Source organism: Halpernia frigidisoli (assembly GCF_900113805.1).
GTDB classification, from domain to species: Bacteria; Bacteroidota; Bacteroidia; order Flavobacteriales; family Weeksellaceae; genus Halpernia; species Halpernia frigidisoli.
In genome coordinates this window covers 91,110-117,508 of sequence record NZ_FOQT01000001.1, presented here as the reverse complement: position 1 = coordinate 117,508, position 26,399 = coordinate 91,110, and the positions used below count along the sequence as shown (strand labels likewise).

Genomic DNA, 26,399 nt, shown 5'->3' with positions numbered 1-26,399 from the left:
TCACTTCATTTTATGCCTTGGCAAACCAATCTCGTGTTCCTGCGGATAAGGCTTTCGGGAAGTCATGCTCACATCTTCGCGAACCAATCGGTGGGCATCAAATTTTTTCTGTTCATCATACGCATATCTCGGATCAGGGATCATTGGCATTTTTGCCATTTTATGAATGGTGATGGTGGGAAAATGATAATCAACTTCTACAGTTCCGAGCAAAAGATAGCAACCGCCACCCTGAAAATTGTATTTAATTAAGCTGTCCGGAAAATGCGCGGTATCAAAATAATCACCGTTCACATCGATCCAGGTTCCGAAAAACATCGTTCCTTTTTTAGTCGGAACGTGTTTTCTGGAAATAAGATAAGCCAACATTTTCACCTGCTTTTTATAATTTTTAAGCAAATCTTTTACAAAAACAGAACCTCTGTATTTGGTTTCTAAAAGATCAAACGGACTGCATGATACGGGAAACCCAATGATTTCGAGCTCATCAAAAGCGTCTTCAAAGTGTTCCCGCCGAAGTTCCGGAAGTTTGTAATCCTGCATCGGTTCTTCGATAAGCGTTAAATTACGGTTTTCCGGTTTAAAATTGATCAGCAACAATCGCGCTTCAATTAAAAGTTCATTTTTCTGTTTTCCCGTAAATCTAAAAGCGCCAATAAAAATGAGAGTTTGAAGCGTTTCAATACCAATCGGAATTCGTCTCACAAAGTCTTCCAGAGATCTGTAATTGCCATTAATTTTTCTTTCTTCAGAAATAATTTCGGCAATTCTGGTTTCCAAAGACTGCAAAAGCATAAAACCCAGATAAATTTCTTTTTCCTTTAAAACCGTTTGAAATTCACTCGTATTCACACAGGGATTTTGCACAATTCCGCCCGATATTCTGGCTTCGTGGATGTAAACTTCGGTACGGTAAAAACCGCCCTGATTATTGATCACAGAAACCATAAATTCTAAAGGATAATAGACTTTTAAATACAAACTCTGATAACTTTCCACCGCGTAAGAAGCTGAATGTGCCTTGCAGAAAGAATATCCTGCGAAAGATTCAATTTGTCGGTAAGCTTCCGTCGTAAGTTCGATAGAATGACCTTTGGCAATACAGGATTTAAAAAAATGCGTTTTTACTTTCTGAAGCGCCGAAAGAGACCTTCCTTTTCCGCTCATTGCTCTTCGCAGAATATCGCCATCGCCTAAACTAAGTCCACCAAAATATTGTGCAATTTTGAGAACATCTTCCTGATAGACCATAATTCCGTAGGTATCGTTGAGATGTTCCTCAAAAATTGGATGAAAATATTCAAACTGATCGGGATTGTTGTGCCGGAAAATATATTCACGCATCATTCCACTTTGAGCAACACCCGGACGAATGATGGATGATGCCGCAACCAGAGTGATATAATTTTCACATTTTAACCGTCGCAAAAGTCCTCGCATCGCAGGACTTTCGATGTAAAAACAGCCGATGGTTTTACCAACAGCCAGATATTCGTTGCAAACGGCTTCATTTTTTGAGAGCGTCGTATCCCGAATATTAACATCAATACCTTTTGTTTCTTTAATGAGTTTTACGGTGTCATTGATCGTTCCGAGCCCTCTTTGGGAAAGAATATCAAATTTTTCCAGTCCAATATCTTCCGCCACATACATATCAAACTGAACAATGGGAAATCCTTTTGGCGGCATTTCCAGTGCAGAATAAGTAGTGATCGGTTCTTCTGAAATCAATATTCCACAAGAGTGCATACTTCTTTGATTTGGAAATTTTTCCAGCAATATTCCATATTTATGAACCAATTTTACCACAGAATTGGTATCATGCGTTTCCATTGATTTTCCCGCTAAATTATCCAACTCTTCTTTAGGCAAACCAAAAGCTTTCCCAACTTCCCGAAAAATTGATTTGTATTTAAATTGTACGTTGGTGCCGCAAAAAGCAACGTGATCTTTGCCGTATTTTTTAAAAATATATTCCAGCATAGCATCACGGTCTTGCCAACTCCAGTCGAGGTCAAAATCGGGCGGTGCTGTTCGGTTAAGATTTAAAAAACGTTCAAAATAAAGATCAAGTTCTATGGGACAAATATCTGTGATTCCCAAACAGTAACTTACGATAGAATTGGCGCCGCTTCCTCTGCCTACGTGCATAAAGCCCATTTTGTTGCTGTGCTGAATAATATCCCAGGTGATAAGAAAATAAGCGGAAAAATTGAGATCACCAATAACTTTCAGCTCTTTTTCAACTCTTTTTTTTGCAGTTTCATCTTTACCATATCGTTTTTCCAGACCTTCAAAAGCGAGTTTCGTAAGGAATAATATATCTTCTTCCCGGGAATTTAAATAGTATTTTTTATTCTTATTTTCTGTGCTTCCTCGCTCTTTATATTTGAAATCAAAACTACATGCCGATATAATTTCTGTTGTATTGTTGATGATTTCAGGATGGTGTACGAATGCTTTTATTAAATTTAATTCCGAAGTGAAATACTCAGATTTTCTGCAGACATCATCTTCACTGAGTTTTGAAAGAATCGTATTGTTGTCGATGGCTCTTAAAATTCTGTGCAGATTGTACTCTTTTTTGGTACTGAATGTTACCGGATGCAGCACCACCATTTTATGAATTTTATCTTTAAATTCCGAACGGATCAATAAATTTAATTCCTCTTCACGAATTCCTATAAATTCATTTTCCTTTAAATTTTCCGGAATGTTGCTTAAAGGATAAATGATAAAAATCTGCTCAAATTCCGGTGCTGTTTCAGAAAGTTCAACGCCATCGCAATTATGAGCGGTGAGCATTTTATTTACTTCGCTTATTCCGCTGAATTCTTTGGCAACGGCGATGTAAAGCAGTTTATTTTCTTTTCTGACCTCAACGCCGGCGATGGGTTTTATGCCAAATTTTTCGCATTCTTTTTTAAATTCATAAATAGCGGTTACGGTATTGATATCGGTTAAAACCAATTCCTTAATACCTAATTCGTCGGCTTGTCTCACCAGTTCTGTGACTGATAAAGTGCCGTAGCGAAGACTGTGAAAGGAATGGCAATTGAGAAACATTTGAAATTAGTGAATTGATTTTCAAAAAATTATTAATTCTGATTTATTTAAACAACATTTGAATATGAATTTTTCCAGTATTTGTCATTCCGTAGGAATCTCAGCAGTTTAGATTCCTACGGAATGACAAAAATGTTTTTGAGATTCTATTCACTAAAAACATCTTCTAAATTATTTTAAAATTTTAATTCCAGGCGATTACTGCGCCCCGACTTGAGTGGAAATCCTTTTTGCTTAAAACAATCTTTCGATTTATGAAAATTTTTCAAAGCAAAAAGATTGAGAACGGAAGGCGGATAAAGGCGCCCAAAAAAAATATTAAACCGAAATATCATATTTATAGCCAAGCGCTTTTCCAACCGCATTTTCGCCAAATCTGTTCTTAATTTTGTCCATCGTTTGATAGAGATTCATTAATTCTTCGGTATCTTCAAAAAGGTTCATCTGGTGGTTTCCGTGAACTAAACCGGTAAATTTTACGCCAATTAATCGCAATCTCATTCTTCGTGTGTAGAGTTTTTTAAAAAGTTCCAGCGCGACCCGCGTAAGTGTATGATCTGCAGAAGTGTAAGCAATTTTGAGTTGTTTGGTTTCTGTATCAAAATTTGAATACCGAATTTTTATTAAGACGACGGAAGCGAGCCATTTTTCGCTTCTGAGTTTAAAGGCCAGTTCTTCTACCATGCCGGTGATCAAAGCTTTTATGTTTTCTACATCAATTGTATCCACAGAAAAAGTGTGTTCTGAGGAAATGGATTTTCTTTCTGAAAAAGGAACTACGGGATTTTCATCAATACCGTTGGCTTTTTTCCAAAGTTCTTTTCCATTGGTTCCGATCATCTGCTGAAGAACCAAAACTGGTACTTCTGATAAAGTTTTAATAGTTCGAATACCGATTCTAGATAAAAGCTGAAACGTTTTATCGCCTACCATCGGGATTTTTTTTACCGATAATGGATTTAAGAATGACTTAATATCTAAATCTTTTATTTCTAATTTTCCAACTGGTTTTGCTTCCCCTGTTCCGATTTTTGCAACTGTTTTATTAGCAGAAAGCGCAAAACTTATCGGAAGACCGGTTTCTTTCGTAACTGCTGCAGCAATTTCCTGAGTCCATTTGTAACACCCGAAAAACTGATCCATCCCGGAAAGGTCGAGGTAAAATTCATCAATACTTGCCTTTTCCATTAATGGTACTTTTTCCTGGATAACTTCGGTTACCAAATGGGACAAATTGGAATACAGTTCATAATCTCCCTTTACCACTTTTGCATCCGGACAAAGCCTTAAAGCCATCCTAATAGGCATAGCGGAACGCACACCAAATTTCCTTGCTTCATAGGAACATGACGCCACGACACCACGATCTCCACCTCCTACAATTAAAGGAATTCCGTTGAATTTAGAGTTGTTCAGTCTTTCGCAGGATACAAAAAATGCATCTAAATCCATGTGTACAATTGCTCTTTCCATGAGGACAAAATTATTACGTTTTGTATCAATTTTTTGTATATTTGTTGTTATAAATTATAGCAATGTCAATTTTAGCAGAAAACATGCGGTATCTGAGAGCGCAGTTAGAATATTCTCAGCAAAAAACGGCGGACAATCTTTTGATCACGCGCGGAAGGTATGCGAAATATGAAGATGGCGCATCTGAACCGCCTTTGGAAATTTTGATAAGAATTTCAAAATATTTCCATATCAGCATTGATCTTTTGGTGTCTGTGAATGTTCGGAAATATCCTTTGGATAAAATAATGAAATTGCCGGATAACAGGATTGTGCTTCCGGTAAATGTAGATTCAGCGGGGGAAAATATGATTGAAATTATCCCACATAAAGCGCAGATGGGTTATTTGAGTGGCTATAATGATCCTGAATATATTGAAAGTTTACAAAATATTACGCTGCCTTTTTTGCGTAATGGAAAATACCGCGCGTTCCCAAGTAGTGGCGATTCCATGCCGCCTTACGGTGAAGGAACTTATATCGTGGGGAAATATCTGGAATCTTTAAATGATCTTAAAAAGAAAAAAACCTACATTTTCATCACGAGAAATGAAGGTATTGTTTATAAAAGACTGGTCGAAAAATCTGAAAACAGTTTGACTGTCGCATCCGACAATACTTTTTATGAACCCTACGATATTAAATATTCTGAAATTCTGGAAATCTGGTCTTACGCGTGCAGTATTAATACAAAGGAATTTGAGAAGGATGTTTTGGATACTCAGGTTATTATGAGCACGCTGCGGAATATTCATTCTTTGGTGAAAAAGCAGAATGGGGTTTAAAATTTGAACGCGCAAAAGCGTGTTTTTACATAAAAAAGTCGGCTACAAAACCGACTTTAATTTTTATTTAATATTATTCATTTGCTTAAACCCAGGCGTTAAATACTTAGATATTTCAGAAAATGGAACATCAATATTTATTGTTCCGGCCACGTAAGGTGCGATCTCATATTGACCGTAAACAAAGTGAAGACTAGTTTTATCGTAATAAAAATTATTATTGAGCGGAATTCTTTTATCAAAAAGTAATTCTTTTGTGTAATTTTTATTTTTCAAAAAATTCTTCATCATGATCGGATCCCAGATTTTGGCATCAGTCGTTGTTAAAACATCTTTTAATTGAATTGTTTTATTATTTTTTAAATCAAAGTTTTTGTAGAATTCATAGTAATAACCGTGCGCGCCGCCAGAAAAACCATCGCCGGTATATTGCAAAGTCATTAAATTTTCATCTTTATTGAAAAGTTTCATAGAAGAATTTTGATTCCAGGTTTGCTTAAAATCTCCTAAATAATCTCCAATATTTTTCTTGTTATCGGCAAAATATTTTTGCTTTTGATCCTGTAAACCTTTTTGCAAATCTTCTTTCGAGTAACTTGCTAATTTCAAGTTGGTTTTAGAATAAATACTGTCCTGCAAAGTTTTATCTTTTATTGACGGAAATTGTAAAACAGATGCATCAAAACTCTCTGTAATTTTCGCAGTAAGTTTTGTTGAATCACTCACTTTAACGGAATCTACACTAAATTTTACTTCCTCAACTTTTACAGAATCTTTAGTTATTTTCGAATTGTCAATTGTAGTTTCGGTTTTTTTACAACTAAAAAGTGTTGCAATTAGAAAACTTGCAGCGATAATATTTTTCATAGGGTTATTTTTTAAGACAATTTAAATACAAAAAACAGTCCTAAGATTTTAAACAAAAAAAGCCTGCTAAAAAAGCAGACTTTATATTAATTATCGAAATTTATTTAAACATCAATTTTTGCATATTTTGCATTTTTCTCGATAAATTCACGTCTTGGTGGTACTTCATCACCCATCAACATTGAGAAAACATTATCTGCATCAACTGCATTATCAATAGTAACTTGCTTTAAAGTTCTGTTTTCCGGGTTTAAAGTCGTTTCCCATAATTGCTCCGGATTCATTTCCCCTAAACCTTTGTAACGCTGTACATCAACGCCTTTTCCGTCTGGTGAAAGTCTCAAAGTTTCTTCTTCACGTTCTTTCTCATTCCATGTATAGATTTTTTTATTTCCTTTTTTAAGTAAATAAAGTGGTGGTGAAGCGATATAAACATAGCCATTTTCAACCAATTCTTTCATATATCTAAAGAAGAAAGTCAAAATTAAAGTGGAAATATGCGCGCCGTCAATATCGGCATCACACATAATGACTATTTTGTGATAGCGTAATTTTTTAATATTTAAGGCCTTAGAATCTTCTTCTGTCCCAACGCTTACACCAAGTGCGGTATAAATATTTTTAATCTCTTCATTGTCATAAACCTTGTGAAGCATTGCTTTTTCGACGTTTAAGATCTTACCTCTTAAAGGTAAAATGGCTTGAAACATTCTGTCTCTTCCCTGTTTTGCAGTTCCACCTGCGGAATCTCCCTCGACAAGAAATAATTCACTTTCAGCAGGATCTTTTGAAGTACAATCTGAGAGTTTTCCTGGTAAACCACTTCCGCCCATTGGCGATTTTCTTTGCACCATTTCGCGGGCTTTTTTTGCCGCCTGTCTTGCTTTTGCTGCTAAAACTACTTTCTGAACAATAATTTTTGCTTCAGCAGGATTTTCTTCCAGGAAATTGGAAAGCATTTCACCAACAATTTTATCAACGGCGCTCGCAACTTCAGAATTACCTAATTTTGTTTTGGTTTGCCCTTCAAATTGTGGTTCCATTACTTTTACAGAAATCACGGCTGTCAAACCTTCACGGAAATCATCTCCGGTAACTTCTACTTTTTCTTTGGCTGGAAGACCTAATTCATCAGCAAACTTTTTTAAAGTTCTCGTTAATGCACGTCTAAAACCTGTTAAGTGCGTTCCACCTTCGTGTGTGTTGATATTGTTTACGTAAGAGTGCAAATTTTCAGTGTAAGACGTATTGTAACGCATCGCCACTTCAACTGGGATATCATCTCTTTCACCTTCCATGAAAATTACGTTTTCCATGATCGATTCACGGTTTCCGTCGATATATTCTACAAATTCTTTTAAACCTCCGTCAGAGTGAAAAACTTCTGATGGAAATGTTCCGTCGTCGTTTGGCTCACGTTCGTCAGTTAAAGTAATAGTTATGCCTTTATTTAAAAAAGAAAGTTCTCTTATTCTTGACGCTAAAGTGTCATAATTGAAAATTAAATCAGCGAAAATAGAACCGTCTGGCTGGAAAAAAACTTCTGTTCCTCTTCCCTCTTCAGTTCTAATAACTTTTACATCTGCTAAAGCGGCACCTTTTGAATATTCCTGTTGGTAAACTTTACCATTTAAATAAACCGTCGCCAGTAATTTTGTAGAAAGCGCATTTACCACGGAAACACCAACACCGTGCAAACCACCGGAAACCTTGTAAGAATCCTTATCAAATTTACCACCCGCACCAATTTTTGTCATTACAACTTCAAGGGCAGATTTTTGCTCTTTTTCGTGAAGATCAATCGGAATTCCACGGCCATTATCTTTAACGGAAATACTATTTCCTTCGTGAATTATAACTGAAATAGTATCGCAATGTCCTGCTAAAGCCTCATCAATAGAATTGTCTACCACCTCATAAACTAAGTGGTGAAGACCTCTTAACCCAACATCACCAATGTACATGGACGGTCTTAACCGAACGTGTTCCATCCCTTCCAAAGACTGTATGCTACTTGCTGTATACTGTTTATTGCTCATTAATTATTTGTTTTAAAAAATACCTACAAATATACAAAAAATAAGGTAAAAATTTTTAGTGAAAAGATCTTATAATGTAATCTATTTTGTTTATTTCATCGTATTTTAAATTGAGAATACATAATTTTTTAGTGAAAATTTATATCTAATTTTCTTATATTTACCCAAATAATTTTTATGACTTTAGAAACAGTACAAAATATTCAGATGATCGCCGAAACTGCAAAGGATTTCGCTGAAAAAAATATCAGACCCCACATTATGGATTGGGATGAAAGTCAAACTTTCCCCGTAGATCTTTTCCACCAGTTAGGTGATATGGGTTTTATGGGAATCGTAATTCCTGAAAAATATGGCGGTTCCGGTTTAGGTTATCATGAATACGTGACAATTTTAGATGAAATTTCACAGGTTGATCCATCAATTGGTTTATCTGTTGCAGCGCATAATTCTTTGTGTACAAATCACATCTACGAATTTGGAAATGAAGAGCAAAGAATGAAATGGTTGCCAGATTTGGCTTCCGGTAAAGTTTTGGGCGCCTGGGGATTGACGGAACACAATACAGGTTCAGATTCTGGTGGCATGAGCACAACTGCGGTGAAAGATGGTGATGACTGGATCATAAATGGTGCGAAAAACTTTATCACACATGCTATTTCCGGTGATATTGCAGTCGTAATGACAAGAACCGGGGAAAAAGGCGCAAAAGATAATTCAACAGCATTCGTTTTAGAAAAAGGAATGGCAGGATTTACCTCTGGTAAAAAAGAAAATAAACTGGGAATGCGCGCTTCTGAAACTGCAGAATTAATTTTCGACAGCGTAAGAGTTCCAGATGCAAACAGATTAGGCGAAGTTGGAAGTGGTTTTAAACAAGCGATGAAAATTTTGGATGGTGGAAGAATTTCTATCGCCGCTTTAAGTTTGGGAATTGCAAAAGGTGCTTATAAAGCGGCTTTAAAATATGCACAAGAAAGAAAACAGTTTGGAAAAACGATTTCAAGTTTTCAGGCAATTAGTTTTATGTTAGCCGATATGGCAACAGAAATCGACGCTGCAGAATTATTGATCAACCGCGCATCTGACATGAAAAATGCCAAGCAAAAAATGACGAAAGAAGGCGCAATGGCAAAACTTTACGCGTCAGAAGCGTGTGTGAGAATTGCAAATAATGCCGTTCAGATTTTTGGTGGATACGGTTATACGAAAGATTTCCCGGCTGAGAAATATTACAGAGATTCAAAACTTTGCACAATTGGTGAAGGAACTTCTGAAATCCAGAGATTGGTGATCGGAAGAGAAATTACGAAATAGTATTTATTAAATAAATGAAAAAAGCATCTTGAGAAAGGTGCTTTTTTTTGTGGATTTTTTAAAATTATTTAATATTTTTATTACCTTTAAAATAAAAAATTATGATCAAAAAAGGAACAAAAGTCCAGTGGAAATGGGGAAGCGGAACGGCGACAGGAAAAGTGATTGAAACACATACAGAAGAAATCACCAAAACTATAAAAGGTTCTAAAATTACACGAAAAGGCGAAAAAGATAATAAAGCTTTGCTTATTGAGCAGGAAGATGGCGACAAAGTTTTGAAGCTGGAAAGTGAAGTTGAAAAAGCAGATTAATTTTCTAATCTAAATTTAACAACATTGTCTGAAATTATAAGAAATGCTCATCTAAAATTTGCAAAAGATCGCGGTTTTGAGAAAACATTTTGTCCATCGGAAGTTGCGCGTGAATTATTTCCTGATATTTGGCGGGAAAAAATGGATGAAGTTCGCAATGTTGCGCAAGAATTAATTAATGAAAATTTGATTGAAGTTTCACAAAAAGGCGAAATTAAAAATCAAAATATTTCAAAATTAATTGGTCCGATTCGACTTCGACTTAAAAAACCTTTGTAATTTAAGGTTTCAATTTCTCAATTAAATTAATGGCTCTTGTCCATTTTTTAAAAACTTCAATTGGTTGTGGATAATCAGGAAAATTAAACTGCCACGGAATTAATGCTTCAATATTATTGGTATCTTTTAATTCAGGGATCCATTTTCTAATAAAATCCTGCGCTTTATATTTATTTTGTTGATGAACAGGATTGGTGTACCAAATCTCAAACGCCTGCATGTGCCAATTCATCCAGTTGGAGCTCACGTCGTAATCGATCAATTTACTTTCAAAATAAGAAGCGCCCCAAGTCCAGTCGATTTTTAAGTCGTGGACGAAATAACTCGCACAATTTACCCTTCCGCGATTACTCATATATCCAGTTTCATTTAACTGTCGCATATGCGCATCAATAAAAGGAATTCCTGTCGTTCCATCGCACCATCTTTTAAACTTTTCGGGATCATTTTCCCATTCAATTTCTTTATTTTTATAACCTTTTGTAAAAAATATTTCATCGCCGAAACGCATTCCTTTAAAGGTAAAATAATCCCGCCAAACCAATTCAAAAATCAACCACCAAGTACTTTGATTTTTCTTTATCTTCTCTTCGTACTCTTTTACAGTTCTAAAAATTTGTCGTGGCGAAATACAACCCAAAGCTAAATAATGTGAGAATTTTGAACTGTAATCCAAACCGTCAGATCGGTTTCTGCTCCATCGATAACCGGTTAAAAGTTCAGATTTAAAAGTATAATATTGAAGTCTTTCCAAGGCTAAAGTTTCGCCACCTTCCAGAAATGGTTTTGCGGAATCATATTCCTTTTTCGTAAAACCATAATCTTTATAGGAAGGGAATTTCGTGCTTTTTACTTTTTTAAAAGCTTTTAATTCTTTTGGGCTGTCAAAAGTTTTCCGCGGTTCAGATTCTTTGCCTGCAGGAATTCTGTAGGCCTTACTAGTTAAAGGAATTTTATCAATTGTAAACGGAATATCATCTTTATGATAAAGCGTTTTGCCCCAAAAAAAATTAAAATTGACATCAGGAATTTTTGCTTTTATTTCCTTAATTAAATTTAATTCTTCACTTGCATATTCTTCTTCCGCATAAATATTGCTGATCTTATATTTCTCAACCAATTCTGGCAAAGTTTCCAAAGCAGAATTTTCACCAATAATTAAATGGCCGTCTAATTTTTCCAGATTTTCCTGCAGATTTAAAAGCGATTGTTCTAAAAATTTAAAGCGATTGATGTCTGCTTTTCGAAAACCATAAATGATTTTTTCAAAAAGAGTTCTCTCAATACTATAACAGAAAATAAGTTCGTCACATTCTTCTATGGCTTTTATCAAGACTTCATTATCGTGAAGCCGCAGATCATTTTTAAACCAGACGAGACCTTTTTTCATTTTACTTTTTCAACAGTTTTGTCAGTTAAAACGAAAATTAATACTCCAATCAGTAACATAAAAGTTGGCAAAAGATACTTTTGGATATTAAAAGTTTGAAAATCGTAAGAAATATCTTTTAAAAACATTCCAAAAAGCTTCATTCCAAATGCAGCAATAAAAAAGATCCCACTCCAAATTTTCAATATTAGTTTTAAAATTATATGTTTTTCAAATATTAATACTAAAAGTAAAGTCTGTATAATAATTGGTAATAAGATTTTTATTTCAAAAGTTGAAAAAATTGTAACAAGATTTAGAAGTAAAAGAATTATTATGAAAATAATTAATCCATAAAAAAAACACAAATTTTTAAAAATAACTTTTTTCATAATTTTCGGATTATTTCTAAAATTAAGATGCTAAAACAACTCCTTCCGAATAATATTCTGATTTCTTTCCGGTCCCACAGAAACCAGATAAACATTAATTCCTAAATATTTCTCAATAAACTCAATATATTTCTGCGCATTTTTCGGTAATTCTTCATAAGAAGTCACTTTTGTAAGATCTTCTTCCCAACCTTCCAATTCTTCAAAAATCGGTTCGTAATTGTAAAGTTTTGTCGTAGAAGAAGTAAAATAATCTATGATTTTTCCATCTTCAGTTTTGTATTTAGTCGCTATTTTTAAAGGATAAATTCCTGATAAAACATCCAGTTTTGTGATCACTAAATTATTAATTCCGTTGATCATACACGCGTGTTTTAGCGAAACTAAATCCAACCAACCCGTTCTTCTCGGTCTTCCAGTTGTGGCACCAAATTCAAAACCAATTTGTCTGATTTTTTCGCCTAATTCGTTATCTAATTCCGTTGGAAAAGGTCCTTCGCCAACTCTGGTTGTGTACGCTTTTGCCACACCAATTAAATTTTGCAGACTTGTTGGCGGAACGCCTGCACCCGTACAAACGCCGCCAGTTGTAGGCGAAGATGACGTTACAAAAGGATAAGTTCCAAAATCAATATCAAGCATTGCCGCCTGCGCGCCTTCAAATAAAATATTTTTACCGTCGTGGATCGCTTCATTTAATTCAAATTCGGTATCTACGATTCGGTCTTTTAATTTTTCACCTAATTCTAAAAATTCCTTATAAACCGTATTAAAATCCAACGTCGGTTTCTCAAAATATTTCTCGAAAAGCGAATTTTTAATCTTCAGATTTTTCTTAATTTTTTCCGCTAAAACTTCAGGATTCAAAAGATCGATCATTCTTATTCCAACCCTTGCAATTTTATCTTCGTAGCAAGGTCCAATTCCTTTTTTCGTCGTCCCGATAAAAGTGCCACCCTCTTCTTCCTCGCGGTAAGTGTCTAATAATATGTGATATGGCATAATTACATGCGCTCTTCGGGAAATAAAAACGTGATCCGTTCTCATATTTTTGTCCTCAATTTGCTTGATTTCGCTAAGAAACGCTTTCGGGTTCACCACCACTCCATTTGCGATCACGCATTTTCCTTTACACTGCAAAACGCCGGATGGCAAAAGATGCAGCACAAACTTTTCCTCGCCTACATAAACGGTGTGTCCCGCATTGTCACCGCCCTGAAAACGCACTACATAATCAGATTTAGCAGAAAGAACATCGGTAATTTTACCCTTTCCCTCGTCGCCGTACTGAAGACCAACTACCACATAAGTTGCCATATTTTCCTTTATTTTTTGGATTTCTACAAATTTAGTTTTAATATATAAAGTCGGCAAATTAGAGTTGATAATTTTTAAATTATTTGTCAGATTTTTAGAAGCTAATCCCGCTGTCCACTATATCTTTTTTGGCGCTCGCTTCGCTCGCGTCAAAAAAGGATGCCGTTCCCATCGGGGCTAGTTACAAGTTTCGCGAAATTGAAAATTTTTCATAAAAACTTTAAGCAAGCATTATTATTCAGGAAAACAAAATATTGATAAGTATTACAAATTTGTCTCATTCGAGGTAGAGAATTTTTCAGTGCAAATTGTGATAACAATACTCAAATTTCCACCCGATTTTAACTAAAGAATTTTCGTAAATTTGCGCTTCAATAATTATATATGATTAAGATCACACTTCCAGACGGAAGCATCAGAGAATTTGACCAGGCCACAACGCCTATCGACATCGCAAAATCCATCAGTGAAGGTTTGGCGAGAAACGTAATATCCGCTATTGTGGACGGAACGCAGGTAGAAACGACGACGCCAATAACAGAAGATTCTACGGTGCAACTTTTAACGTGGAATGATGATTTAGGAAAAAAAGCATTCTGGCATTCTTCAGCGCATCTTTTAGCGCAAGCGATTTTAGATTTTTATCCAAATGCAAAACTGACGATCGGACCTGCAATTGAGCAAGGTTTCTATTATGACGTAGATTTTGGTGACGAAGTTTTATCTGAAAAAGACTTTGAAAAGATCGAAAAGAAAATGCTTGAACACGCAAGATTAAATTCAACGTTTGAAAAATATCCGGTTTCTAAAGCGGACGCCTTAAAAGAATACGCTGACAATCCATATAAAGAGGAATTAATTACCAATTTAAATGATGGTGAAATTACTTTTGTAAAACACGAAGATTTTGTTGATCTCTGTCGTGGCGGTCACATTCCAGGAACTGGAATTGTAAAAGCGGTAAAAGTGTTGAATGCAGCGGGCGCATATTGGAGAGGAAGTGAAAAAAACAAACAACTAACAAGAGTTTACGGTATTTCTTTCCCAAAACAAAAAGATCTAACAGAATATTTAGAAAGATTAGAAGAAGCGAAACGCCGCGATCACCGAAAATTAGGTAAAGAATTAGGCATTTTTGCTTTCTCAGAAAAAGTGGGACAAGGTTTGCCTTTGTGGTTACCAAAAGGAACGGCTTTAAGAAAAAAACTGGAAGAATTTCTTTCAAAAGCACAGAAAAAAGGCGGTTACGAATTTGTAATGACGCCGCACATTGGTTCGAAGGAATTATATGTCACTTCCGGACATTGGGATAAATATGGCGCAGATAGTTTTCAGCCCATTAAAACACCAAACGAAGGTGAAGAATTTATGCTGAAACCCATGAATTGTCCGCACCATTGTGAGATTTACAAAACTTCACAATGGTCTTACAAAGATCTGCCGAAACGCTACGCAGAATTTGGAACAGTTTATAGATATGAACAATCTGGTGAATTACACGGTTTAACGAGAGTTCGTGGTTTTACTCAGGATGATGCGCATATTTTCTGTACGCCGGATCAACTGATGGAAGAGTTTAAAAAAGTAATCGATTTGACACTTTATGTATTTAAATCTTTAGGATTTGAAGATTTCGTGACTCAAATTTCTTTGCGTGACCCTGACAATAAAGAAAAATACATCGGTTCTGATGAAAATTGGGAAAAAGCCGAAACTGCAATTATTACCGCAGCAAAAGAGAAAAATCTGACCACAGTTATAGAATACGGTGAAGCAGCATTTTACGGACCAAAATTAGATTTCATGGTGAAAGATGCTTTGGGAAGAAAATGGCAGTTGGGAACCATTCAGGTTGATTACAATTTACCCGAACGTTTTGATCTTTGGTACAATGGAAGTGATAATGAAAAACACCGTCCGGTGATGATTCACAGAGCGCCGTTTGGCTCTATGGAACGTTTCATCGCGATTTTATTAGAAAATACAGCGGGTGATTTTCCACTTTGGTTGGCGCCGGATCAGTTTACGATTTTACCAATTAGTGAAAAATATGTAGATTATGCGAAAAAAGTTTCACAATTGTTAGAAAATCACGATATTTACGGACTTATTGATGACCGAAATGAGAAAACCGGAAAAAAGATAAGAGACGCAGAATTGCAGAAGTTACCATTTATGCTTGTAGTAGGCGAAAATGAAGAGGTAAACGGCACGGTTTCTGTTAGAAAACGCGGCGAAGGCGATCTAGGCGAAATGAGCATAGAAGACTTCGCAAATTATTTTTTAAAAGAAGCGAAAGTTTAGATTTTCGCAATTTTTAAAAAAAAAAGACATATAAAGAGAGTTGTAACGGATTGCTTCGCTACGCTCGCAATGACAAGAATTAACTTTAAAATTATACAACCATAGCACTAAAACGATTTAATAGCAGAGGTCCACAGAGACGCGTACAGGAAGATTTACATCAAATAAATGATAAAATCCGAGCACGAGAAGTACGTCTTGTTGGCGATAATGTGGAACCAGGTGTTTATCCACTGGAAAAAGCAAAGCAAATTGCGAGAGATCAGGAATTGGACTTAGTAGTGATTTCAGATAAGTCTGAACCATTCATCAGTCGGATTTTAGATTATAAGAAATTTCTTTACGAACAAAAAAAGAAAACCAAAGAACTTAAAGCCAAGCAGGTAAAAGTTGTTGTAAAAGAAATACGTTTCGGTCCACAAACGGATGATCACGATTACGATTTCAAGAAAAAACACGCTGAGAAATTTTTGGAAGAAGGTTCTAAACTGAAAACTTACGTTTTCTTTAAAGGCCGTTCAATTGTTTTTAAAGATCAGGGTGAGATTTTACTATTGAAACTAGCTCAGGAATTAGAACATATTGGCAAAGTTGATCAACTTCCTAAACTGGAAGGAAAAAGAATGATCATGATGATGAGCCCAAAGAAACCAGCAAAATAAATTTTTGCTTTTATAAATATTTAAAGAGACTTTTTTTGGGTCTCTTTTTTGTTTTAAAATATAAATGATTTTCATAAAATCTTAGTTTTCTCTTACTTTCAAAGAAACATAACTCTTCTTTTTAGCCCGGCTTTCCACTATATCTTTTTCTTTTTTTTGCCAAAAAAGAAAAAGATATAGTGGAAAGCCGGACTGATCTTCGAACAATTGACAAACTTGCTTGCTCCAAAAATATTCTAATATTAAGAATTGACTTAAATTTCAATGTAAAAGTGTGGCAGATGTTGCAGAAAGTTGCACAAATTTTTGTACTTTTGCAGTCTGAAAAAATGTGAACATTTCTGTTTGAAGGCGTTTGCATCGTGAAGAGATATTGATAACAAATATATAAATTAAGCAAAATGCCAAAATTAAAAACTAAATCAGGTGCTAAAAAGCGTTTTAAGCTTACCGGAACTGGTAAAATTAAAAGAAAAGGTGCTTTTAAAAGCCACATTTTAACTAAAAAAGAAACGAAGCAAAAGAGAAATCTTACGCAGACTTCTTACGTTGCGAAAGTGGATACGAAAAGTGTTTTACGTCAATTAGCTTTAAAGTAGTTTTTATAAATCTCAACCGGTTTATAGAAATTCAAAAATTTCAATAAAATTTAACCCTGAAACGGTGCAAATAAGTGCAATGAAATAGTTTGCCGCCCTTTTCAAAAAAACAAATTTAATTATGCCAAGATCAGTAAATTCTGTAGCGTCCAGAGCGCGTAGAAAAAAATTAATGAAACAAGCCAAAGGTTTTTTCGGTAGAAGAAAGAATGTATGGACTGTTGCCAAGAATGCGGTACACAAAGCAATGGAATATGCTTACCGTGGTAGAAAAGAGAAGAAAAGAAATTTCAGAAGCCTTTGGATCATGCGTATCAACGCGGGTGCAAGAGAATACGGAATGTCTTACAGCCAGTTTATGGGCGCTTTGAAAAAGAGCAACATTGAGTTGAACAGAAAAGTTTTAGCAGATTTAGCAATGAATCATCCTGAAGCTTTCAAAGCAATCGTAGATCAAGTAAAATAAATTAAGAATTTTTGTTATCAATATAAAAAATCCCGAAGTTTTCTTCGGGATTTTTTTTGTTTTAGTTAGAAAATTTATTGATATTTTTTAAAGTAATATTCACGTAAAAATGCTTTGAATATTCAATTTATTTTTAAAATAAACGATTTTTAAATTACATAAATATATGAAAATGATTATTATCAATTTAATAATAATAAATAGTTATTTAAGTTTTTTTACTACATTTGATGAAAATTAATTAAATGAAAAAAATTCTATACCCTTCACTTTTGGCATTATCAGTAATGGGTTTTTCTCAAACATTCACACAGGAATATAAAAACAGGGCTGATCTTGTATTGCAAACAAACTTACAAACTTATAACGCAGATTTGGTTTCCAAAGGCATAAGACATCTTGGAAGCACTGCTTCCTATACTAATTACTACAGTAATAATAAAGCAGCTTTAGATTACATTGTGGCAAAACTCAAAACTTTTGGCTACACTGATGCAGATATGGTTATTCAAAATGTTGGAACAACGGCAAAGCCAATTCTAAATTTGATTTTGACCAAAATTGGTGTTGATGCCCAAAAGAAAAACACTTTTGTCATAATGGGTGGACACTTTGACAGCGTTGCTGCGGGAGTTGGTGCTAACGACAACTTGAGTGGGGTCGCTGCAATTTTGGAAACGGCAAGGATCTTAAAAAATGTAAATACGAACTACACTGTGAAATTTATTTTTTTTAATGCAGAAGAATCCGGAACTTACAATGGCGTATCAGGCGGCTTGTTTGGAAGTACACAGTACGCCAACAGTTTACCAAACGGCACAAGTATAAAAGTAATGTTTAATCTTGATATGGTTGGTGGTAACACCTCTTTAACAAATAACAGTATCACTTGTGAAGCAGATAAATATAATAATGTTACAACCGGTACACAAAGTTCAAACGATGCAGAAAGTTTAGTAATGACGACACAATTAAAGAATTGTGTACCTTTATATTCAAATCTTACCGGTTTATTCTCCAACGCCTACTCATCAGATTATATGCCTTTTGAAAATAAAGGATTTGTGATTACCGGTTTTTATGAAAGGATGACTGACGCGAGTGGCGGAGTAATTGAACCTAACCCAACTTATCATAAAAGTACCGACATTGCAGCAAATGTTTCCTATCCGTATTTAGTTCAAACTACAAAAGCAGCTTTAGGGGCAATGCAACATTTTTCTGAAGCTGACACAAATAGTGCAGTGTTAGCAACAACTGAAGCTAAAGATTTTAACAATTTCAAGATTTATCCTAATCCCGCGAAAGAAGTTATAAATATCACTGTTCCTAACACAGACAAATATGAAATAACCCTTATAGAACCTAGTGGAAAGGTCTTGATAAAAGATAATAACAAAAAACAAATAAATACTTCAAAATTAAAAAACGGTATTTATTATGTAATTCTAAAGACATCAAAACAAAGTGTTTTTGAAACAGTAGTTATCCAAAAATGATTTTTGACTTGTAAACAACAAAAAATCCCGGAGTTTTCTCGGGGATTTTTAATATTCATTATTTGCTGAATACTATTTTATTTTAAGTTAAGTCTATTATATTCTTTCTGCAAATCAAGTAGTTCCGAACTATTTTTTTCAAGTTTAGAAGATAATTCAGAAATTTTTAAATTGTTTTTTTTAAGTTTCGATTCTAACTGTTCTTTTTCAGAACTAGAGATACTACTTTTAACTTTCTCGTTTAAGTTTTTTTGCTCTTCAAGTTTTGCTTTTAAATTATTATCTAAGCGAGCCTTTTGAGAAAAATTAAGTTCAAAACCATCATCTAAAATTCTCATATTCGCACTTTTATTTTCATTGGCTTTTCTTTGGAGTGTATTAAGCGTGATTTCCGAAGCTAATTCATTGTTACCAGCTATAGATGCAGCATTGATTGCGGCTTTTTGAGCCTCTAAATTTTGAGCAAGAATAAAAACAGAATTAAAAAATATTAAACATGTATATAGTTTTTTCATAAAAGATCATTTATTTTCAAATCTACAAAAATTTTTAATTTTCTCTATTTTTTATTGCGTTCTAGCAATACTTTCTCAACATCTTCCAGTTTAAAATTCTTTGCTTTCAGCAATATTAAATAATGGTACATCAAATCTGCGGCTTCGTTTAAAAATAAATCATCGTTATTGTCTTTTGCTTCTATAACAAGTTCTACGGCTTCCTCTCCTACTTTCTGGGCGACTTTGTTGATACCTCTTTTAAATAAATCGTAAGTATAAGAGTTTTCAGTTTTGTCGTCGATTCTTTGTGAAATTTTCTGTTCTAACTCATAAACAAAACCTTTGGTATTTTTTTCTCCAAAACAAGAAAAACTTCCCGTGTGACAAACAACATCGGTTGGTTTGGCTAAAATCAGCAGCGCATCAGAATCACAATCTTTTTTAATTTCTTTTACATAAAGAAAATTATTTGAAGTTTCGCCTTTTAGCCATAATCTATTTTTACTTCTGCTAAAAAAATGAACTCTGCCATCATCAAGCGTTTTTTCGTAGGCTTCATTATTCATGTAACCTAACATCAAAACCTGTAAACTCGCAGAATCCTGCACAATCACAGGAACTAAACCATCTCCTTTTTCAAAATCTATGTTCATCTTATTGCTATTCTATTATTTTTTAAATTTAATTTTAAGTCAGGAATTTCAATTTCTCCAAAATGAAAAATACTTGCAGCCAAAGCACCTGTTGCATTTGTTTGGGTAAAAACTTCCGTGAAATCTTCAATTTTTCCTGCACCGCCGGAAGCAATTAAAGGTAGATTACAAATTTCCGAAACTTGTTTTAAAAGTCTAACATCAAAACCTTGCTTCGTGCCATCAAAATCCATTGAAGTCAAAAGAATTTCACCTGCGCCAAGTTCTTCCGCTCGTTTGACCCAGTCTAAAGTATGAAGTTCAGTTTTAATTTTTCCACCATTGACGAAAACAAAATCCTGATCTTCAATTTGTTTAGAATCGACCGCGACTACTACACATTGATTTCCAAATCTCTGAGAAATTTCTTTAATTAAATTTGGATTTTTAACCACTGAAGAATTTAGGGAAACCTTGTCTGCACCTGCTTTTAGCAAAAGATCGACATCATTTAATGTTGAAATTCCACCACCAACTGTAAACGGAATATTGATTTCTATACTCAATTCTTCGACTAAATGAATTAAAGTTTTTCGTTTTTCATCTGTTGCAGAAATATCTAAAAAAACCAATTCATCTGCACCTTGTTCAGAATATTTTTTTGCCAATTCCACTGGATTTCCCGCATCACGAAGTCCAACAAAATTAATTCCTTTCACGGTTCTTCCATCTTTAATATCCAAACATGGAATTATTCTTTTTTTTAACATATTTAAAGGAATTTTTGAAGATCTTTAAAAGTGATTTTTCCCTCATAGAAAGCCTTTCCAACAATTGCACCACTACAACCAATTATTTTTAATTGTTCTAAATCTTCAATATTAGAAACACCGCCACTTGCAATTAAATTAATTTCAACATGACTCAAAATCTCTTTATATAACTCATTCGAAGCACCTTCAAGCATTCCGTCTTTCGATATATCGGTACAAATTACATCATTTAAACCCAAATTTTTATAGTTCTTTATAAAATCAATTACATCTAAATCTGAACTTTCTAGCCAACCTGAAGTTTTAATTTTTCTGTCCAAACAATCAGCACCCAAAATAATTTTTTCTGCACCGTATTTTGCAATCCAACTAATACATTTTTCTTGGTCTGCAACGGCAACACTTCCAATCGTAATTTGATTTGCACCTGCATTAAAAGCAGTTTCAATGGCTTCGTCCGATTTTATGCCGCCACCAAAATCAATAATTAGATTAGTGTTTTTAGCAATATTTTCAAGAACTGCTGCATTAATAATTTTGCCAGATTTGGCGCCATCCAAATCAACTAAGTGAAGATATTTGATTCCGTTTGCTTCAAACTCTTTGGCGACTTCGACCGGATTTTCATTGTAAATTTTCTTTGTATCGTAATCGCCTTTTGAAAGACGAACGCATTTTCCGTCGATAATGTCGATTGCAGGAATTATTCGCATTTAATTTAAATTTAAAAAGTTTTCAAGAATTTTAGACCCAACATCACCAGATTTTTCCGGATGAAACTGAGTTCCATAAAAATTATTTTTCTCTAATGTCGCGCTGAACGGTAAAATATAATCACAAACTGAACTTGTTTCTTTTCCAATTTCACAATAATAACTGTGAACAAAGTAAAAATTGTCTTCGTTTAAAACGTTTTTTAATATTTTGCTGTCAGTTTTTTCTAAATTATTCCAACCCATGTGCGGAACAATTTGAGTTGTAGGAAATTTTTTAACGTTTACATCAAAAATCCCCAAACACTCAGTTTCGCCTTCTTCAGAAAATTGACAAAGTAATTGCTGACCTAGGCAAATTCCTAAAAATGGTTGTTTTAAAGTCGGAATTAACTGCTCCAATTTTTTCTCCTTTAAAAACTTCATAGCCGTGGAAGCCTCTCCAACACCGGGAAAAATAACTTTTTCAGCATTTCTAATTTCATCAAAATCTGAGGTTAAGATGGTTTCAAAACCCAACTTTTCTACGGCGTTTTGCACAGATTTTATATTTCCAGCGCCGTAATCAATTATTGCGATCATAAAGAACCTTTAGTACTTGGAATTGAAAAATTATTTTCATCTTTTTTCACTGCTGCTTTTAAAACTTTAGCAAAAGCCTTGAAAATTGATTCAATCTTATGGTGTTCGTTTTCGCCTTCACATTTGATATTAATATTCGATTTTGACGCATCAGAAAATGATTTAAAAAAGTGATAAAACATTTCTGTCGGCATCTCACCAATTTTTTCCCGTTTAAATTCAACGTCCCAAACCAGCCAGTTTCTACCACCAAAGTCGAGTGCAATTTGTGCCAAACAATCATCCATCGGCAACAAAAACGCATATCTTTCAATACCTTTTTTAGTTCCTAAAGCCAGTAAAAAACATTCGCCTAAAACTATCGCGGTATCTTCAATTGTGTGGTGTTCATCAACCTGCAAATCGCCGTCAACTTTTACATTTAAATCAAAATTTCCATGTTTTGAAATTTGTTCGAGCATGTGGTCAAAAAACGCTAAACCTGTATTAATATTGGATTTTCCTGAACCATCAAGATTTAACTCAATCTCAATTTTAGTTTCATTGGTGTTTCTAATGACTTTAGATCTGCGTGGAATTTCTTTTAAATATTGGTAAATCTGGTTCCAGGAATTCGTAGTTAATGTCGCTTCTGCAAAATTTTCTACACCAATAAAAATTGATTTTGAACCCAAATTTTTTGCTAATTCGACATCCGTTTTTCTATCGCCAATCACGTAAGAATTTGCTAAATCATAATTACCGTGAATGTATTTTTGCAACATTCCCAAACGTGGTTTTCTGTTCGGAGAATTGTCTTTTTCAAAACTATCATCAATTAATTGTTCTGAGAACAAAATTCCTTCATTTTTTAAAGTGTCAAGCATTTTTTGGTGTGGCAAATCAAAATCTTTTTGTGGAAAACTTTCCGTTCCCAAACCATCCTGATTGGTTACCATCACCAATTCATAATCCAGTTCATTGACAATTTTTGCTAAATTTTGTAAAACTTTAGGATAAAATTCTAATTTTTCAAGAGAATCTACCTGAAAATCTGTTGGCGGTTCTAAAATTATTGTGCCGTCGCGGTCTATAAATAATACTTTTTTCATTTACTTAATTGATTTAAAACTGATACTAAACTGTCATTTTCCGATGGATTTCCTACATTAATTCTTAAACATTTCTCAATAGCTGGATGGCGCAAACTGGTAAAAATTTTATTTTCCAACAGCTTTTTATAGACCAATTCTACATTTTCAAATTCGATCAACAAAAAATTACAGTCTGAATTATAAATTTTGCTCACAATTTTTAAATCTACTAATTCCTCCTTTAATTGATCTCTTTCGCTTAAAATTAAATTAAGATTTTCCTCAAAATTTTCATCGTTAGAAAGATTTTCTAATGCTAAATTCTGATTTTCTGAACTTACGTTATAAGGAGGTTTCATCGTCGTAATTAAATCTGAAATTTCTTTGGACGCAAACCCAATTCCAATTCTTAAACCCGCCATACCAAAGGCTTTTGACAAGGTTTTTAAAACAATCAGATTTGGATATTTATCTAATAAACATACCGCTGAAATCTCTTTTGAAAACTCAATGTACGCTTCATCAACAACGACGATTCCATTGAAATTTGAAATAAAGTATTCTAAATTTGCAATAGAATTTCCTGTCGGATTATTCGGTGAACAGAGGAATAAAAGTTTCGATTTTGAAGTTTTAATTTGTGAATCAAAATCTTCCTTATCAATTTGAAAATCCTGATTTAAATTCAATTTTTCAACTTTTAAATCATTTACTTTCCCATAAAATTCATACATCACAAAACTCGGATTCATCACCATTATTGAATCTTTACCGGGAATTCCAAATGCTCTAATAATTAAATCAATCAATTCATCGCTTCCATTTCCGATAAAAATCTGTTCTGGTTTTACGTCATTAATTTCTGAAAATTTTTGTCTTAATTTCACACTTTTAGAATCCGGATAACGGTTAAATTTTCCAAAAGGATTTTCGTTGGCTTCAAGTAAAATTAAATCTTCATCGGTAAAACTTTCGCGTAAGCTGTTATAAGGTTTCAGATCCAAAATATTTGGACGAACAAAATTTTCTAATTTAAATTCCATTTTCTAATGATTTTAATCGAAGTGAAACTGCATTTTTGTGGGCAAATAAACCTTCCGCCTCGGCCATTAATTCTACAGATTTTCCAATATTTTTTAAACCAATTTCTGTTAAATTTTGAAACGTGATTTTTTTCACAAAACTATCGAGGGAAACGCCGCTGTAATTTCTCGCAAAACCGTTTGTTGGCAAAGTGTGATTAGTTCCGGTTGCATAATCACCGGCTGCTTCCGGACTGTAATTTCCAAGAAAAACAGAACCTGCATTAACGATCAAATCGATGTAATTTTCCGGATTTTCTATTGATAAAATTAAGTGTTCAGGCGCATAAAGATTACTAAACTCCAAAGCATTTTCAACAGAATCTAACAAAATAAACCGACTGTTTTCTAAGGCTTTTTTAGCAATTTCATTTCTTGGTAATTCTTCAACCTGTAAATTTATTTCTTCTAAAGTTTTTTCAAAAATAGTCTCATCTGTCGCAATAAAAATAACTTGAGAATCAATTCCATGTTCCGCCTGAGACAATAGATCTGCCGCACAAAATTCCGGATTTGCAGAAGAATCTGCGATGACCAAAACTTCACTTGGACCTGCAGGCATATCGATCGCAACTCCATTGTCAACGGCCAATTCTTTGGCAGCGGTTACATATTGATTTCCCGGACCAAAAATTTTATCTACTTTAGGAACAGTTTCAGTTCCAAAAGTTAAAGCAGCGATTGCTTGCGCACCACCAACTTTATATATTTTTTCGACTCCGCAAAGTTGTGCCGTAAACAAAATCACTGGATTAATTTTTCCGTCTTTTTGTGGTGGCGTGCACAAAATAATATTTTTACAACCAGCAATTTTAGCCGGAATTGCCAACATTAAAATCGTGGAAAAAAGTGGCGCGGTTCCGCCAGGAATATACAAACCGACGTTTTCAATTGCGCGACTTTCTCGCCAGCAGGAAATTCCGGGTTGGGTTTCAATTTTATTGATTTCGTTTTTTTGAGAATTGTGAAATTTTAAAATATTATCTTTTGCCTGTTTGATGGCATTTTTTAAATCTTCAGAAACTTCAGCCGATGCATTCTCGATTTCTTCATTTGAAACTGAAAATTGCTCAATTTTAACTCCATCAAATTTTTCAGAAAAATCTTGTAAAGCAGAATCACCATTTAATTTTACTTCTGAAAAAATATCCTGAACCAATTCCCGTAGATTTTTCTTTTCCAAAGTCGGTCTTGTTAACAAACTTTGCCATTCACTTTTTGCCGGAAATTTAAATATATTTTGTGTCATCATTAATATTTTAAAGCACCATTTTTTCAATAGGAATTACTAAAATTCCTTCTGCACCATATTTTTTCAGTTCATCGATTACTTCCCAAAAATCACTTTCGCGGACAACAGAATGAATACTACTCCACTCCGGATCTGCCAAAGGCAAAACTGTTGGTGATTTGATTCCCGGTAAAGCCTTGATGATGTCCGGCAATGATTTGGTTGGTGCGTTTAGCAAAATGTATTTATTCTCGCGCGAATTTAAAACCGCCTGAATTCTAAATAATAATTTTTCTAAAATTTCTAAAACTTCAGGTTTCAAATTTGGATTAGAAACCATCACGGCTTCACTTTTTAAAACTTCAAAAACTTCCTTTAAACCATTGTGCAAAAGTGTTCCGCCGGAACTTACCAGATCTGCAATTGCGTCTGCAAGACCAATACTTGGCGCGATTTCCACACTGCCAGAAATTTCAGTGATCTCCGGAACAAATCCTTCTTTTTCAAAAAATTTCGCTAAAATGTTGGGATAACTTGTGGCGATTTTTTTTCCCTTAAAATAACTTAAATCTTCGCAGGATGAATCATTTGTAACGGCAAGAGATAAACGGCATTTCGCAAAACCTAATTTCTTAATGACATTAATATTTTTATCCTGCTCTAATACTTCATTTTCACCGATAATGCCGATATCTACGATGTTTTGTTCCACATATTTTGGAATATCATCATCGCGAAGAAAAAGGATTTCTAAAGGGAAATTGGTTGCAGAATTTTTTAGCTTACTTTTAAAATCAGGGAAATTAATTCCGCATTCCCTTAAAAGTTCTAAAGATTTTTCGCTGAGTCTGCCGCTTTTTTGAATGGCAATTTTTAATTTGTTCATTTATTTTAAGAATGTGTCTGAACAAATTTTTGATCTTTAAATAAAAAAACCATCTTGTTCAGACGGTTTAATATTATTATTTTGTTTTTAAAACATAACTAATCAACTCGCCTTTTTGGTAAGATGATGATGATGGTTTAAAA

The 26,399-nt window shown here is 34.1% G+C and carries 25 protein-coding genes; 9 read left to right on the top strand and 16 right to left on the bottom strand.

Translation table 11 applies throughout. The features are described 5' to 3' along the window. Both BM238_RS00525 and dinB read right to left on the bottom strand, forming a co-directional pair. A complete protein-coding gene (locus tag BM238_RS00525) occupies positions 1–3,066 on the bottom strand; it encodes a DNA polymerase III subunit alpha (protein WP_090078242.1) in 3,066 nt (1,021 codons plus the stop codon). 318 nt (positions 3,067–3,384) lie between these two features. Beyond that, positions 3,385–4,539, bottom strand: coding sequence for a DNA polymerase IV (gene dinB / locus BM238_RS00520; RefSeq protein WP_090078241.1), 1,155 nt, complete (start codon positions 4,537–4,539; stop codon positions 3,385–3,387). Positions 4,540–4,601: 62 nt separating this feature from the next. Here dinB and BM238_RS00515 point away from each other — a divergent pair, with 62 nt between their 5' ends. After that, positions 4,602–5,363: an XRE family transcriptional regulator gene (locus tag BM238_RS00515; protein ID WP_090078240.1), complete on the top strand. Its 762-nt coding sequence runs from the start codon at positions 4,602–4,604 to the stop codon at positions 5,361–5,363. 63 nt (positions 5,364–5,426) lie between these two features. On the opposite strand, the gene BM238_RS00510 is transcribed toward BM238_RS00515, so the two are convergent. Both BM238_RS00510 and gyrB read right to left on the bottom strand, forming a co-directional pair. Further along, a complete protein-coding gene (locus BM238_RS00510) occupies positions 5,427–6,230 on the bottom strand; it encodes an RsiV family protein (protein WP_090078239.1) in 804 nt (267 codons plus the stop codon). Positions 6,231–6,334: 104 nt separating this feature from the next. Beyond that, positions 6,335–8,269, bottom strand: coding sequence for a DNA topoisomerase (ATP-hydrolyzing) subunit B (gyrB, locus tag BM238_RS00505; RefSeq protein ID WP_090078238.1), 1,935 nt, complete (start codon positions 8,267–8,269; stop codon positions 6,335–6,337). Positions 8,270–8,446: 177 nt separating this feature from the next. Here gyrB and BM238_RS00500 point away from each other — a divergent pair, with 177 nt between their 5' ends. From BM238_RS00500 to BM238_RS00490, 3 genes are all read left to right on the top strand, one after another. Further along, a complete protein-coding gene (locus BM238_RS00500) occupies positions 8,447–9,586 on the top strand; it encodes an acyl-CoA dehydrogenase family protein (RefSeq protein ID WP_090078237.1) in 1,140 nt (379 codons plus the stop codon). A gap of 101 nt (positions 9,587–9,687) precedes the next feature. Then, positions 9,688–9,900, top strand: coding sequence for a hypervirulence associated TUDOR domain-containing protein (locus tag BM238_RS00495; protein ID WP_090078236.1), 213 nt, complete (start codon positions 9,688–9,690; stop codon positions 9,898–9,900). 24 nt (positions 9,901–9,924) lie between these two features. Then, positions 9,925–10,179 carry a DUF3253 domain-containing protein gene (locus tag BM238_RS00490; protein ID WP_090078235.1) on the top strand — a complete coding sequence of 85 codons (255 nt, stop codon included), beginning with the start codon at positions 9,925–9,927 and terminating at the stop codon, positions 10,177–10,179. A 1-nt stretch (position 10,180) separates the two neighbouring features. Here BM238_RS00490 and BM238_RS00485 read toward each other — a convergent pair whose 3' ends face one another. The 3 genes from BM238_RS00485 to BM238_RS00475 all read right to left on the bottom strand — a co-directional run bounded on the left by BM238_RS00485 (position 10,181) and on the right by BM238_RS00475 (position 13,257). Beyond that, positions 10,181–11,569 carry a DASH family cryptochrome gene (locus tag BM238_RS00485; RefSeq protein ID WP_090078234.1) on the bottom strand — a complete coding sequence of 463 codons (1,389 nt, stop codon included), beginning with the start codon at positions 11,567–11,569 and terminating at the stop codon, positions 10,181–10,183. Then, positions 11,566–11,754 carry a hypothetical protein gene (locus BM238_RS14270; protein WP_143093325.1) on the bottom strand — a complete coding sequence of 63 codons (189 nt, stop codon included), beginning with the start codon at positions 11,752–11,754 and terminating at the stop codon, positions 11,566–11,568. The genes BM238_RS00485 and BM238_RS14270 overlap by 4 nt, the downstream gene beginning before the upstream one ends. A gap of 216 nt (positions 11,755–11,970) precedes the next feature. Next, complete coding sequence (locus BM238_RS00475; protein ID WP_090079065.1) at positions 11,971–13,257, bottom strand: adenylosuccinate synthase; 1,287 nt, start codon at positions 13,255–13,257, stop codon at positions 11,971–11,973. 384 nt (positions 13,258–13,641) lie between these two features. Between BM238_RS00475 and thrS the strand changes: the two genes are divergently transcribed. From thrS to BM238_RS00445, 5 genes are all read left to right on the top strand, one after another. After that, complete coding sequence (gene thrS / locus BM238_RS00470) at positions 13,642–15,561, top strand: threonine--tRNA ligase (protein ID WP_090078232.1); 1,920 nt, start codon at positions 13,642–13,644, stop codon at positions 15,559–15,561. Positions 15,562–15,662: 101 nt separating this feature from the next. Further along, positions 15,663–16,223, top strand: coding sequence for a translation initiation factor IF-3 (infC, locus tag BM238_RS00465; protein WP_090078231.1), 561 nt, complete (start codon positions 15,663–15,665; stop codon positions 16,221–16,223). 401 nt (positions 16,224–16,624) lie between these two features. Further along, entirely contained in the window at positions 16,625–16,822 is a 198-nt protein-coding gene (gene rpmI / locus BM238_RS00455) for a 50S ribosomal protein L35 (protein WP_090078229.1), read from the top strand. A 121-nt stretch (positions 16,823–16,943) separates the two neighbouring features. Beyond that, on the top strand, positions 16,944–17,288 hold the full coding sequence (gene rplT, locus BM238_RS00450) for a 50S ribosomal protein L20 (protein ID WP_090078228.1): 345 nt from the start codon (positions 16,944–16,946) through the stop codon (positions 17,286–17,288). Positions 17,289–17,533: 245 nt separating this feature from the next. Beyond that, positions 17,534–18,787 carry a M28 family metallopeptidase gene (locus BM238_RS00445; RefSeq protein ID WP_090078227.1) on the top strand — a complete coding sequence of 418 codons (1,254 nt, stop codon included), beginning with the start codon at positions 17,534–17,536 and terminating at the stop codon, positions 18,785–18,787. A gap of 77 nt (positions 18,788–18,864) precedes the next feature. Here the strand turns inward: BM238_RS00445 and BM238_RS00440 are convergent, their stop codons facing one another. Genes BM238_RS00440 through hisG form a run of 9 tightly spaced genes read right to left on the bottom strand, consistent with a single transcriptional unit; the run spans position 18,865 to position 26,256 of the window. Beyond that, complete coding sequence (locus BM238_RS00440) at positions 18,865–19,302, bottom strand: hypothetical protein (protein WP_090078226.1); 438 nt, start codon at positions 19,300–19,302, stop codon at positions 18,865–18,867. Between the two features lie 44 nt (positions 19,303–19,346). Continuing rightward, positions 19,347–19,937 (bottom strand): bifunctional phosphoribosyl-AMP cyclohydrolase/phosphoribosyl-ATP diphosphatase HisIE, encoded by a 591-nt coding sequence (gene hisIE / locus BM238_RS00435; protein WP_090078225.1) that lies wholly within the window; start codon positions 19,935–19,937, stop codon positions 19,347–19,349. Then, positions 19,934–20,686, bottom strand: coding sequence for an imidazole glycerol phosphate synthase subunit HisF (gene hisF / locus BM238_RS00430; protein ID WP_090078224.1), 753 nt, complete (start codon positions 20,684–20,686; stop codon positions 19,934–19,936). Before hisF ends, hisIE begins: the two co-directional genes overlap by 4 nt. Positions 20,687–20,688: 2 nt before the next feature. Further along, the gene (hisA, locus tag BM238_RS00425; RefSeq protein WP_090078223.1) at positions 20,689–21,402 is read right to left on the bottom strand and encodes a 1-(5-phosphoribosyl)-5-[(5-phosphoribosylamino)methylideneamino]imidazole-4-carboxamide isomerase; all 714 of its coding nucleotides are present in this window, start codon (positions 21,400–21,402) and stop codon (positions 20,689–20,691) included. Then, a complete protein-coding gene (gene hisH / locus BM238_RS00420; RefSeq protein WP_090078222.1) occupies positions 21,403–21,984 on the bottom strand; it encodes an imidazole glycerol phosphate synthase subunit HisH in 582 nt (193 codons plus the stop codon). It lies immediately after the preceding gene. Next, positions 21,981–23,075 carry a bifunctional histidinol-phosphatase/imidazoleglycerol-phosphate dehydratase HisB gene (gene hisB / locus BM238_RS00415; protein WP_090078221.1) on the bottom strand — a complete coding sequence of 365 codons (1,095 nt, stop codon included), beginning with the start codon at positions 23,073–23,075 and terminating at the stop codon, positions 21,981–21,983. Before hisB ends, hisH begins: the two co-directional genes overlap by 4 nt. Then, entirely contained in the window at positions 23,072–24,100 is a 1,029-nt protein-coding gene (gene hisC, locus BM238_RS00410) for a histidinol-phosphate transaminase (protein ID WP_090078220.1), read from the bottom strand. Before hisC ends, hisB begins: the two co-directional genes overlap by 4 nt. Next, positions 24,090–25,388, bottom strand: a complete 1,299-nt coding sequence (hisD, locus tag BM238_RS00405; protein WP_090078219.1) for a histidinol dehydrogenase — start codon at positions 25,386–25,388, stop codon at positions 24,090–24,092. Before hisD ends, hisC begins: the two co-directional genes overlap by 11 nt. Before the next feature lie 10 nt (positions 25,389–25,398). Further along, on the bottom strand, positions 25,399–26,256 hold the full coding sequence (hisG, locus tag BM238_RS00400; protein ID WP_090078218.1) for an ATP phosphoribosyltransferase: 858 nt from the start codon (positions 26,254–26,256) through the stop codon (positions 25,399–25,401). Positions 26,257–26,399: the final 143 nt, after the last annotated feature.

Coding starts and splice junctions, on each gene's coding strand:
- hisA (WP_090078223.1), bottom strand. CDS start 21,402: ATGCGAATAATTCCTGCAATCGACATTATCGACGGAAAATGCGTTCGT.
- BM238_RS00510 (WP_090078239.1), bottom strand. CDS start 6,230: ATGAAAAATATTATCGCTGCAAGTTTTCTAATTGCAACACTTTTTAGT.
- hisG (WP_090078218.1), bottom strand. CDS start 26,256: ATGAACAAATTAAAAATTGCCATTCAAAAAAGCGGCAGACTCAGCGAA.
- rpmI (WP_090078229.1), top strand. CDS start 16,625: ATGCCAAAATTAAAAACTAAATCAGGTGCTAAAAAGCGTTTTAAGCTT.
- BM238_RS00515 (WP_090078240.1), top strand. CDS start 4,602: ATGTCAATTTTAGCAGAAAACATGCGGTATCTGAGAGCGCAGTTAGAA.
- BM238_RS00495 (WP_090078236.1), top strand. CDS start 9,688: ATGATCAAAAAAGGAACAAAAGTCCAGTGGAAATGGGGAAGCGGAACG.
- BM238_RS00500 (WP_090078237.1), top strand. CDS start 8,447: ATGACTTTAGAAACAGTACAAAATATTCAGATGATCGCCGAAACTGCA.
- BM238_RS00445 (WP_090078227.1), top strand. CDS start 17,534: ATGAAAAAAATTCTATACCCTTCACTTTTGGCATTATCAGTAATGGGT.
- BM238_RS00475 (WP_090079065.1), bottom strand. CDS start 13,257: ATGGCAACTTATGTGGTAGTTGGTCTTCAGTACGGCGACGAGGGAAAG.
- dinB (WP_090078241.1), bottom strand. CDS start 4,539: ATGGAAAGAGCAATTGTACACATGGATTTAGATGCATTTTTTGTATCC.
- gyrB (WP_090078238.1), bottom strand. CDS start 8,269: ATGAGCAATAAACAGTATACAGCAAGTAGCATACAGTCTTTGGAAGGG.
- BM238_RS00525 (WP_090078242.1), bottom strand. CDS start 3,066: ATGTTTCTCAATTGCCATTCCTTTCACAGTCTTCGCTACGGCACTTTA.
- hisIE (WP_090078225.1), bottom strand. CDS start 19,937: ATGAACATAGATTTTGAAAAAGGAGATGGTTTAGTTCCTGTGATTGTG.
- BM238_RS00440 (WP_090078226.1), bottom strand. CDS start 19,302: ATGAAAAAACTATATACATGTTTAATATTTTTTAATTCTGTTTTTATT.
- BM238_RS00485 (WP_090078234.1), bottom strand. CDS start 11,569: ATGAAAAAAGGTCTCGTCTGGTTTAAAAATGATCTGCGGCTTCACGAT.
- thrS (WP_090078232.1), top strand. CDS start 13,642: ATGATTAAGATCACACTTCCAGACGGAAGCATCAGAGAATTTGACCAG.
- hisD (WP_090078219.1), bottom strand. CDS start 25,388: ATGACACAAAATATATTTAAATTTCCGGCAAAAAGTGAATGGCAAAGT.
- hisB (WP_090078221.1), bottom strand. CDS start 23,075: ATGAAAAAAGTATTATTTATAGACCGCGACGGCACAATAATTTTAGAA.
- hisH (WP_090078222.1), bottom strand. CDS start 21,984: ATGATCGCAATAATTGATTACGGCGCTGGAAATATAAAATCTGTGCAA.
- hisC (WP_090078220.1), bottom strand. CDS start 24,100: ATGGAATTTAAATTAGAAAATTTTGTTCGTCCAAATATTTTGGATCTG.
- rplT (WP_090078228.1), top strand. CDS start 16,944: ATGCCAAGATCAGTAAATTCTGTAGCGTCCAGAGCGCGTAGAAAAAAA.
- hisF (WP_090078224.1), bottom strand. CDS start 20,686: ATGTTAAAAAAAAGAATAATTCCATGTTTGGATATTAAAGATGGAAGA.